Source organism: Acinetobacter sp. YH01006, assembly GCF_013420445.1.
Taxonomy (GTDB): domain Bacteria; phylum Pseudomonadota; class Gammaproteobacteria; order Pseudomonadales; family Moraxellaceae; genus Acinetobacter; species Acinetobacter pseudolwoffii.
In genome coordinates, this window is the sequence record NZ_VOYB01000007.1 from 145770 (window position 1) to 156499 (window position 10730).

9 protein-coding genes are annotated in these 10730 nt (G+C 32.0%); 8 read left to right on the forward strand and 1 reads right to left on the reverse strand.

All coding sequences use genetic code 11. The features are described 5' to 3' along the window. Positions 1-98 precede the first annotated feature (98 nt). The 4 genes from FTT73_RS08385 to FTT73_RS08400 are packed head-to-tail and all read left to right on the forward strand — an operon-like array spanning position 99 to position 5292. Positions 99-1271, forward strand: a complete 1173-nt coding sequence (locus FTT73_RS08385) for a site-specific integrase (protein WP_087554244.1) — start codon at positions 99-101, stop codon at positions 1269-1271. A 4-nt stretch (positions 1272-1275) separates the two neighbouring features. Beyond that, complete coding sequence (locus FTT73_RS08390) at positions 1276-2853, forward strand: site-specific integrase (RefSeq protein WP_180191276.1); 1578 nt, start codon at positions 1276-1278, stop codon at positions 2851-2853. Then, positions 2850-4823, forward strand: a complete 1974-nt coding sequence (locus FTT73_RS08395) for an integrase (RefSeq protein ID WP_180191277.1) — start codon at positions 2850-2852, stop codon at positions 4821-4823. The genes FTT73_RS08390 and FTT73_RS08395 overlap by 4 nt, the downstream gene beginning before the upstream one ends. Then, positions 4816-5292: a protein kinase gene (locus FTT73_RS08400; protein WP_087554594.1), complete on the forward strand. Its 477-nt coding sequence runs from the start codon at positions 4816-4818 to the stop codon at positions 5290-5292. Before FTT73_RS08395 ends, FTT73_RS08400 begins: the two co-directional genes overlap by 8 nt. A 7-nt stretch (positions 5293-5299) precedes the next feature. Here the strand turns inward: FTT73_RS08400 and FTT73_RS08405 are convergent, their stop codons facing one another. Continuing rightward, entirely contained in the window at positions 5300-5779 is a 480-nt protein-coding gene (locus FTT73_RS08405) for a hypothetical protein (protein WP_087554593.1), read from the reverse strand. Between the two features lie 102 nt (positions 5780-5881). Here FTT73_RS08405 and FTT73_RS08410 point away from each other — a divergent pair, with 102 nt between their 5' ends. The 4 genes from FTT73_RS08410 to FTT73_RS08425 all read left to right on the forward strand — a co-directional run bounded on the left by FTT73_RS08410 (position 5882) and on the right by FTT73_RS08425 (position 10715). Further along, positions 5882-6088 carry a helix-turn-helix domain-containing protein gene (locus FTT73_RS08410; protein WP_180191278.1) on the forward strand — a complete coding sequence of 69 codons (207 nt, stop codon included), beginning with the start codon at positions 5882-5884 and terminating at the stop codon, positions 6086-6088. 69 nt (positions 6089-6157) lie between these two features. Then, entirely contained in the window at positions 6158-6499 is a 342-nt protein-coding gene (locus FTT73_RS08415; RefSeq protein WP_087554592.1) for a hypothetical protein, read from the forward strand. Between the two features lie 19 nt (positions 6500-6518). Next, the gene (locus FTT73_RS08420; protein ID WP_180191279.1) at positions 6519-9752 is read left to right on the forward strand and encodes a hypothetical protein; all 3234 of its coding nucleotides are present in this window, start codon (positions 6519-6521) and stop codon (positions 9750-9752) included. Between the two features lie 189 nt (positions 9753-9941). Next, positions 9942-10715: an XRE family transcriptional regulator gene (locus FTT73_RS08425; protein WP_257232863.1), complete on the forward strand. Its 774-nt coding sequence runs from the start codon at positions 9942-9944 to the stop codon at positions 10713-10715. Positions 10716-10730 lie beyond the last annotated feature (15 nt).

The window sequence follows — 10730 nt, forward strand, 5'->3', positions numbered from 1 at the left end:
TTTTTAACTATACAAAATGTTAAATTAAAAGTGCATATATAATTTATTTTGTTAAGTTACTGTGGTAAAAGAAAGTATCAAGTTGGGAAGTTTGTTAAATGGACGTAGAGGTAATCTTGCATAGTTCTGGGGAGTTGTTGCCTATACTCTTGGATGATGATGGTATGCCAATACCTTTACCAAATGAGTTTATTCTCTCCAAAAGGCATGCAAGTTCTAATACGCTCATTAGGAACTTAAGAGAGATAAAACTATTATACGAATGGTTTCAAATTCATAAGATTGACTTATATGAAAGGCTAATCAAGAAGAAACCTTTTACTGAAGCTGAAATTATAGGAAGTCTTGTAGAGTTTCTAAGAAAAGATCATGACAAAAGACATAAAACAATAAAGATTGCAGTCAAGCCAGATACGTTTAATCAAAGACTCATCACGATTAGACAGTTTCTAGACTGGTATATTGAGATGTACATCGGGACGTTACCTTTTACATCAAATCACTATCAATACTACGTCACATATAAGACTAGACTTATTTCCTTACTTGATCGCTGTTTTATAAACTCTCCACCAACCAATAAAAGCCTTAGTAAAGGTTTAAGTAGTAGTGAGCAATCTAATTTTATTAAGGTGATTAAACCAAAAGTGGGAAGTCAAAATCCAATTGAATATAGAAATTATATTATGGTGATGTTGATGCTTTCTTTTGGATTACGCCCTGGGGAGCTATTGAGTTTAAGAGTAGAAGATGTACAACTCGGAGGTATATCTTCCATAAGAATACATCGTCGTCCACCAGATGTTAACGACAAAAGAAAGCAAAGACCTCAAATTAAGAGAAATGGACGTACATTATCAATCAATGATAAAGCTCTTGCGAAAGAGTTAGATATCTATATTACAAAATGGAGAGAGAAGTTAGATCAAAGAAATCAAACTTCTATTGAATGGGATTACTTGATTCTGAATCAAGATGGTAAACCTCTTTCAATTCCTTCAATTACCCAATATTTTCAAATTTTGAAAGAAAAGCACTCTAAATTTCTACCTGAAAATTTCAGTCCAAAAACTTTAAGGCATACTTTTTCATCTTCAATGGAGCGCTTGCTAAGAGAAGCTGGGGTTGAGGAAGACAATAGAAAAAAAGCATTAGCTTATTTGAGGGGAGATAGTTCGTTGTCGTCACAAGATGTTTATACATTCAAAGAAACAGAATTAGAAGCGAATAAGTATTTAGGGCAATATCAACGTGAAATCTTTGGAATCTAAAACTATGCAACAAGATCTATTTGCTAAAGAAAATGGTTGGAGAGAGATTCCTAATTTTATTATTAGTCGTGAAGGGAAGCGAGTAAATACAGCAAGTGATTTATGGAACTTGCCATATGCTATTGATACCTCTAGCTCTAAATTAGATTTTTCAAAAATTCCAAATGAAAATTTTAAATGGGTATTGAAATCTTTCATAATAGAAAAAATTGAAAAAGTATCTACTCATGCGGGTTTACAGCATTTTCAGGATATTTGGGTAAAGTTTTTCCGAAATAATATAGAAGCTATAAATCTTGCTCAAGATATTGAAGAAACTCTAATTTCAGTTGTTGAAAGTGCCATTAATTTAAGTCGAGAAGAGCACAAACTATGGACATTGTATAGACCTATCCAATGGTATTTATATGGTGCTGAGTATTATCCCGAGTTAGGTTTTTCGACAGCTTATGCCAGTATTTTAGAAACTATGTCAATTCCTGGGAATCCTAAAGGTGAAGCTGTACGGATGGAAGATCTAGACTCAGGGCCTTTGAATCATAGTCTAGAGCTTCCTTTACTTATTCAAGCTTTGAAAAAAGATCAGAGCAAGGAATTTGAACATTTACAAGAAAAAGCTGCTATTGCTCTTTCAATTGCTTATGGTCGAAATCCAGCTAATCTAACTTATTTAAGACATTCTGATCTGGTGAATTTAACCCCCGAATCAGATCATCCTGTTTACGTCCTAAGAATTCCACGCATTAAAAAGAGGCTACTCAATCCACGGGATGATTACATTGAGGAGTTTCTTGATCCAGCTTTCGCAGAATATATTTATGACTTAATCAAAGCCAATAATGAAAGTAATACTGTTCTCTATCATGAGGGTAAAAAGCTAGCAAATCCTCAGCCAATTTTTTTAAATACAAAAGGTAATGAAGCTGCGATATTGTCTGGTGATTATGAGAATGCTTATAACTTTTCTTCTTCAATGATCACTTCTTTAATTAAAGGATTCGTTAGACGGCACAATATTATTTCTCCTCTAACAAAGGAGTTAATGCATGTTACAGCTCGAAGACTTAGATATACCCTTGCAACAGGTTTGGCTGCTGAGGGAATCAGTAAAGCTGCTTTAGCTAGAATTTTGGATCATACTGATACGCAGCATGTACACGTTTATTTTGAACTAGCGGGCAAGATCGTTATTCAGCTTGATAAGGCAATAGCTAAGGGATTTTCTCAATATCTAAGCTTTTTCTCTGGACATATTATTAACTCGTCAGAAGAAGCAACTAATGGTGATAACCCTGAAAAATATTTAGTTTTTAAGGGGAATAAAATTGAGAGTGAGGTAGAAGACATTGGTGTATGTGGTGAATCTTCTATATGTCATTTAGATCCCCCCTTTTCTTGCTATTTATGTCCAAAATTCCAGCCTTATAGGCATGCTGACCACGAATATGTGCTTGAAAGTCTACTTAACAGCAGGAATGAGCGCTTAGAAAAATATGAAAATGCTCGTTTAGGAATTCAATTGGATGAAGTTATTTTTGCTGTAGCACAGGTAGCAGAAGCTTGTAAGAAGGAAGATGTATGAGCACTGAAAAAGTTCCAAGAAAATCAAAAGTTATTCCTTTCTTAACAAACTTACAAATCGACAGACAAGTGAACTTTAATAATCTTGTTGCCAAGGCAAAATTATTAAAGCTAGATGGATTTGAACTTATTGAATGGAATGAAGAGCTATGGGAAATAACAGGAGGACGTTTGTTGCAACAAAGCGGACGAAATAGTCTTTCAGTTGCAATAAACTTTAGTTACCCCCCTAAATTAGGGGAAGAACGTATCGGAAGTGATTGGGAACAACTAACAAAAGCCTTATTTGTGTTGAGGTTACATGCCAAACAACAAGGTTTATCAAATCAACGAAGTTTTCTAACAGTTGCCGGTTACATTGGCTATTTTGCAAATCAGTACAACGTCTCTATTTACGATATTAGTAGAGAAGATCTAGATCGCGCATGTAATCGAATTTCCAAAGATTATTCAGAGTCATTTGCTTATAGTCTTCATAAATTAGTTGCGGAGTTTGCAGGACATCTCGATGCAAATGGTCTATGTAAGAACTTATTAAATTACAAATATTCTAAGCAAAAAAGACCAGCGTCTGCAAATGCTATTGGTACTAAACGATTAGATGATCCAAATACTTTGATAACTAATGAAAAGGTATTAGCACCAGTAGTCTTTAAAGTGCTTGGGCAGCTATATCAAAACGTACCAAAAGATCATAAATACCGTTTTTATATATTGTTATTAACTTTCTTCGCTTGTACGGGGCGGAGATTTTCAGAGCTTTCTTTATTACCAAATCAAGAAATTCAAATTGATAAGGATGGTGTAGCTTATTTGGAATATTTCCCTAGAAAAGTATCAAGAGGTAATACTTTCACTCCTAAAAGAAAATTGTACCTGCCTTCACAAACTTTAGCTCTATTAAGAGAAATTATTTCAGAAATTCAATATCTTACTGAAGATTGTAGAGATACGGCTTTAGAAATGCATCGATCACAAGGCATTGATGGGAGATTCTTGAAAAATTGCCCTGACCAACTGTTCTCCAAGGATTTAGAACTATTAAAGATCAGTAAATCTATATTGGGCAAAAACAGCCGATTATTGAAGGAAGGTTATGTATTTGAAGATGAAAATTCAGGTCAAATGTATACAACTGTTCAAGGCCTGAAAAAGTATTGTAGCCACAATTTCAATCCCCAAAGTTTAAGAGCTGTACATATAGATCAGTTTGGAAAAAGTTATTTTCTACATGATTTAATATTTTTACGTTATTACACGATGTCTAGTGGTAAGAGTGTTGCTTCTTGGCTAACTGTAGAATGCTCTCATTCAATGCTAACGACATTCTTAAGATATATTGATGATCTAGTAGCAGAGTATGTTGGTTTAGAAGATATACCTGAATTTACTACACATGATTTCAGGCATACTCTAAATACAATGTTGGATGAAGGTGGTTTATCTGATCTTTTACAAACAGAATGGTTTGGACGCTCAGATCCTAATGATACCAAGGCTTATCAACATACGAGTCCTGAAAAGAAAGCGCTTATGATTAGAGAACAGTTAAAAAATGGCGAAGCTAAAGGAATACTAGCTGATCAGATTTTTAATCTTCCTATCAATGTACAAGATGCTGTGTTGGCTGCTAGGGTTCAAGCTGTGCATGATGTTGGAACTGGATTATGTATCCATAATTTCTCACAATTGCCTTGTGAGCGGCATTTACAGTGCTCTGCTGACTGTAAGGACTATGTATGGATTAAAGATGACAAACAGCGCTTAGATGAGCAAAAGCGTATTCTAGCTATAACAGTACAGGCACAAGAGACAGTACATCAGCAAATGCAATCTACACGCATTAAAAAAAGTGTGGATTGGGAATTACACAATAAGAAAAAAATTAATGTTTTAACAGAACAATTGCAAGATAACGGTGTCGTTGAGTTTGATCCAAAAGCTTATTTAGAGGAAATCTCAAATGCCTAGTAAATTCCAGCGTATGACAGAACAGGATGAAGCAAGAATTACTCGTGAACTCAATAAATGGGCAATGGGGTATTTGGGTTCTAAATTAACTTGGGCTATTTTGGAAGAGCGATTCAAATTTTCTCGTCAGTCAATGCAAGCAAAGCCAGCAGTTAAAGCAGCTTATGATGTCGCCAAGCGGTCATTGTCCAAAGGTGAGATCACTTCAAAAGAAGTTTTAGATAAAACTGTTGATGAATTAAATGCTGAAGTAGCAGCTTTAAAAATACAAATCAGCAACTTTGAAGAGAAAGAGAAAAAATGGAAAAAGAGATGGCAGCAGATTGCCTATCATATTCGTCAAAAAGGTATTCAAATAAGTGATATTGATAAGCCTGTTCATCCTGAAACAGCCTTACCCAGTCATACAACTACTGAAAAGACTCTGAAAGAATTTGATAAAGAAATCCCTTTCTCTGGACGAATTTGATATTTATCTAAGATGCGATAACGCTCTGAAGAGCAGAGCGATATGCTTTTAACTCAAGAAGTTGTGATGAGCAAACTGCTTTTGCATCACATATTTTGTTTGAGATATTCGGAAAACTGAGTTCTAGTTTTCTATATTTTTCAACTTGTTTTTCTAAAAACATAATTTCAGAACTGACTTTTACTTCCTCTAACTTGATTTTAGAAACATCAGATTCTTCTTTGTTTAAGAATCTGATTTCATTGATTTTAGGTGTTTCTTTAAACAGAGAAAACCTAGGATGTTGCAGGTTTAAATCTTTCTCTAAAAAACCAAATTCAACAAGTTTTCGTAGTATTCGATACATACGTTGGCGATTAAAGCGGTGACGTTCTTTTTTATTCAATTTCATTTGTTTCCAAAAGTCATTTGCAGTCCAGTTATGGATTGAATTTGATTGGATGACAGGAAGAAATACTTCGAACAAAGGCATTTTAAGAAGTTGCATGGTGAAATACGCTTCAAATTTACAATAAAAGAGGATTATAAGCCGTGGATATATAGTCCTCAAATAGTGATAGTTCTGTTTTTTGAGCAGTTGATTCAAAATATGTCAGAACTTACAGTTTCTTTTGGTTTAAAGATTCGGGAACAGAGAAAACTAAAAAAGCTATCTCAAGAAAGACTTGCGTTGTTATGTAATATAGATCGTAGCTATATGGGGCGTATTGAAAGGGGGGAAGTAAATATTACTTTGGAGAAACTTTATGAGTTGGCAAAAGCTTTAGATGTTTTACCTAAAAATTTACTTCCTTAATAGCTTGAAAAAAATAAAAAAAACCATATTAAAAATAGATTGTAAACTTGATAAAAAGAGAAAAGAAATATGGAAGCATTTTTAACAGCTACGATTCTGTCAGGAGTTGTATATGACATTGTCAAAACATCTGCAAAACTAACGTTAGACAATTTTAAGACGAAAGTAAAAGGTTGGTTGATTGATGATACTACTGCACAAAAGGTAGTAGATGAAATTAACCAAATCGATAATATTGATGAGCTTAATGAGACAGGAATAGCAAGAAGAATTGAGCAAAATCAGGACTTGATGTCTTTATTAAAGGCAATAAAAATTGATCAGTCTTTAACGCAGGTTACCCAGATTCATTCAGGATCAGGCGACAATGTTGCAGGTGATAAACATGTAACTTATAAATCAGACAAATAGTTAGAATCTAGGGGCTACTATGACAGAATCTATCACACAAACACATAATGGATCGGGTGATAATATATTGGGTGATAAGATTATCAATCAGTCCATGCAGGCGGTTGATTTTGTCAAAGTTGCTTATAACTTATATTATTTAATTAATATAGGATCATTTGATAAGGCGGAAAGCAAGCTAGAATCAAATATTCATATACCTTCAAAATCAGCAGGAGTTGTCGAACTTTTGGAAGTATTGACTATCTACCTAAACTCCAAAAGAAGTCTAAGAGTTGAAGGTGATTTAAATGCTATAAAAAGGGCAATACGTTTAGGTTCGCCAGAATTCTTAGATCTTTATAAATCAATTTTGGTAGAAATGACTTATTTAACTTCTGAAAGTGAAGCATTAGAGGTATATAATAATTTTTCAGAAGATCGATCTGTTTATTTAGAGAACATCAAGCTTCGTTATTTCGCTGATGAAGACGAGTTAAAAGAAATATTCCCTAAAAAAATAATGGTTTTGGATGAACTAGGTTTGTTATTTTTGGCTAGAGGATTAGCTAGAGTAGAAAAGAGAAAAGAGGGTCTAATCGTATTAGAAAAAATAAAAGATGATGATAAAAATTTAAAAATTCTTAAGTTGGCAATTTCATATGATGATTTATCGGATAAGCTTGACAGGCCATTAGATTATTTAGAAGAAAACATTGTTGAAGAATTTTTTTCAATTGCTTTTTCATTTCTTGAATTAATTAAGGATGAGAGTGAGATTAGTCAGAATGCACTGAGACTATTGACTAACCTTGTTATTAAATCAAATTTTTCAATCTGTAATATTTTGGATGTGGCTGTAAAATTCATTGATGCTATTAGACCAATAAGTAGTGAAGTTGCTGATGCTTTAGAAAATTACTCAGAAAAAAATGTAGAAATTAATCAGGATATATTGAGTAAAATAAATGATTTGAAACCCTTAAAGTTGGAAGAAGCTATTCTTTGTCTAAATACAGTAGCTTTAAATAAAATTAATTTTAAGGTCTTAATAAGATGGATTTCTCAATGTGGGGAAGTTGAAGATGAGAATAAATTTGATAAAGATTTATTAATTTTAGTTTTAAGATCCTTTGTTTTTAAAGATAAAAAAAATGTTAATGAGTTTGAAGAAGAATTTTCTAAGTTTTTAGATTATAAAGAAAGGAAATTTAGAAGCATACACCCATTCTATATAATTACTCTTTGTGAGAATTTATTCGTATTTAAAAAACAGCAATTTTTGAATACAAATAGATTATTGGAAAAAGTTGTTTCTAAAAAGCCTTCTCAATCAAGAGTTTATTTGTATTATCTTTATTCTCTAATGAATTTAGAAAAATATGACACTTTAAAGTCTCATATAGAAAATATTGATTCTGATAGTATTAATCCTGACTTTTTAATATTAAGAGCGAGATATTATGGTGTTATAGGGGATTATGAAAATTCAAAAAATGATTATATTAGAATTGTTGATTATTATAAGGATAATTTAAATATTTGGTTAGATTATTTGCTTTTAAGCTTGAAACATGAAAGTGTTGATCAAACAAGAGAAATACTAGATGATATTCCTGAAAAAATTTTAACACCAAGAGCTAAAAATATTTTCAGATTTATTTATTTGGTTTACACAGAGATTGATTCTGTTTATGCAGAAAAGTTAATAACGAAATTGTTTTTGATGGAGCCTAATTTTGTTGCTCCGTATTTGTGTAATATGCACTTTTCCCTAATTACTAATAAAAAAGAGCTTGTAATTGATTTAGTTTATGAAAATATTTATGCTGGCGTAATTTATGAAGATGAAGGTGAAAGAAAGCAAAAACTGATTGTCTCTGATGAATTTTTTGATTGCTTACATTTTGTTAATGCCAATTGTAATTTAGGTATTTCTTTGCTTGAAATGGATATTGATGAGGAACGTATTGTAAATTATCAAAAGATAAAATTAATTGAGAAACAACCAATTTATGTAACTATTTTCCAGATAGCATTACAAATAACTAATGATAATAGACATAATTCTTCAGATTTTACTTTTTATCCATTTAAGGTTAGGGATAACTTTGTTGTAGAGGATATGAAAGAAATTTTAAAACGCTTTTCTGTAGATGATACTACAGAAGAGTTGATTTCTGATCCTGATCTATCGATGTATATAAAAGGTAGCTTATTTAAAAACAATGATGAGTTTGAGACTGTTTTAAAAATATTGCAGAATAAGAAAGCCAATTTCTGTTTATCTAATCCTATTGGTAATACGGTAGCTTGTGATGCACTTGTATTAGATGCCTATTCATTCACTTATTTATGCTTTAATGATAACCACAAAGCACTAATTGCAGCAGGGGTTAAAGTTTTTCTAACAAATGAAACTTTTGATGTTATTTCTGCATGGATAAATAAGGTTACTGATGAGGAGTTTTTATCTATAGCTTTATCAGAAGAATCCTTAATAAAAACAGATGCAAATACTATTTCAACTAGTTATTCAGCTTTTATTTATCAACTAAACGATCTACTTAGTCATTCAATAGTAATTTCTCCAAATATTATTGATTTACCTGATTTCGCCAATGAAATAAGAGATATTTTGAGCCCTTCAGTTTTATCTACTTTAAGACTTTCAATTGCAAATGATATTCCTTGGTTATGCTTGGATTCAGCACTAAGGACAATATTTGTTAAGCAGGATGATGTTAAAGTTGTAAAGTTACATGATTTCTTGAGCTTTATTGGAAATTATACGGACTTTGAGAGTCGTAAAATATCCATGATTCAATGGTCAAACTTTGGACTTTTTACTGTTTATGGCTATCAAGACTTAATACAACTAGCAAAATCAACTGATTCAAACGATTGGATATTATTAACAAAGTTATTGAATGAAACCCCTTTGGGCTTTAATAATTACGAACAAGCTTTGGTTGTGTTATCGGCTATTCTAAAACTAACACTTTGCAAATATTTGAAAAAAAATAACTTGATAGAAATAAAGTCATTAGAAAACCTAATTTTTGCCTGTATCAATAAATGTATGCAAAGCATTTCTGGGAAATTTAGAGAAGATCGTCTAGCGACAGTGATTGTTGAAGTGATTGATTCGATAAGGTTTTCAGAATATTTATTCAAAATATTCTGTAATTTTCTTGGTCAGTATGCTGTAGGGAACTTTTTAAATATAGCTTATATTAATGAAAGAATTGAGATTTTAATGAATGATGTATGAAAGTGAGTTGATCCAACTGGTAATCAATTACTTCTACAAATCTGATTGTTGTTCACTTCGTTAAATACAGTGTGTTTTTTAGATTGGAAATATCTAGATTTATCTAAAATTATCTGAAATTTATCACTTGTGTCAGATCACTTTTCGCATATATTTAACTTATTGTTTAAATTAGATTCGGTTGTCACAATGAGTGAACAATTACAGCAAAAAGCAAAAGCTCCTCGTAAAAAGTTCAAATTAACAAAACAGTTAATAAAGATTGCTTTGGATAATGGTCATACTCAAATCGGTATACAAAAGATGTGTAGATTGAGTAGTCAATCACAAGTAAGTGACTGGAAGAATGGGGTTAAATTAGCTTATGAAGATCAAATAAAGCCTCTTCTGGATTTATATGGTCATCAACTTAGGAAAGTTACCTCACAACTCTATCAGGTTCGCAAGTCTGAAGAAGAAATTCAGTTGGAAGAAGAGAATGGTACTGAAGAACCTTTTCCAATAAAGTTTGTTTTGGTTGAAGGTAAAGTGATTTTACGTGAAAAATTTATAAATCCTCAACGAGACTATCAAGGCAGAATAAAGCGAAAAGATGCACAAGCTATTCTCTCTATTCATGAGCAAGGTGATAACAAGTTTAGATGTGTAATTCAGCGATTAATTACTTTTACACCTAATAAGAATCATCCAGCCCATCATGAAGTGAGTGCAAATTTTTTAGCTGACATTACAGAACCTTTAGATATAAATGAGGTGATTCAGTTTGTGCGTAATTATCGGGATGAGTCTCTAGAAAATGAAGAATACTTAATAAATTTTTATACGCTGGATTATTTATTATTAAATTCATTCTCTGTACACGACAAATTTCACAGAACCCTTATCCTATCAGGATTCTGCTTTCTTAAAATTGCCAAAATTTCCTTAAACTCTTCTTTTTTCCCAAAACCAATTAAACGCTGAATCGCCATTTGAACA

Bases quoted from the DNA above. Each gene is read 5' to 3' on its own strand.
- FTT73_RS08385 (WP_087554244.1), top strand. From the start codon at position 99: ATGGACGTAGAGGTAATCTTGCATAGTTCTGGGGAGTTGTTGCCTATA.
- FTT73_RS08390 (WP_180191276.1), top strand. From the start codon at position 1,276: ATGCAACAAGATCTATTTGCTAAAGAAAATGGTTGGAGAGAGATTCCT.
- FTT73_RS08395 (WP_180191277.1), top strand. From the start codon at position 2,850: ATGAGCACTGAAAAAGTTCCAAGAAAATCAAAAGTTATTCCTTTCTTA.
- FTT73_RS08400 (WP_087554594.1), top strand. From the start codon at position 4,816: ATGCCTAGTAAATTCCAGCGTATGACAGAACAGGATGAAGCAAGAATT.
- FTT73_RS08405 (WP_087554593.1), bottom strand. From the start codon at position 5,779: ATGCAACTTCTTAAAATGCCTTTGTTCGAAGTATTTCTTCCTGTCATC.
- FTT73_RS08410 (WP_180191278.1), top strand. From the start codon at position 5,882: ATGTCAGAACTTACAGTTTCTTTTGGTTTAAAGATTCGGGAACAGAGA.
- FTT73_RS08415 (WP_087554592.1), top strand. From the start codon at position 6,158: ATGGAAGCATTTTTAACAGCTACGATTCTGTCAGGAGTTGTATATGAC.
- FTT73_RS08420 (WP_180191279.1), top strand. From the start codon at position 6,519: ATGACAGAATCTATCACACAAACACATAATGGATCGGGTGATAATATA.
- FTT73_RS08425 (WP_257232863.1), top strand. From the start codon at position 9,942: ATGAGTGAACAATTACAGCAAAAAGCAAAAGCTCCTCGTAAAAAGTTC.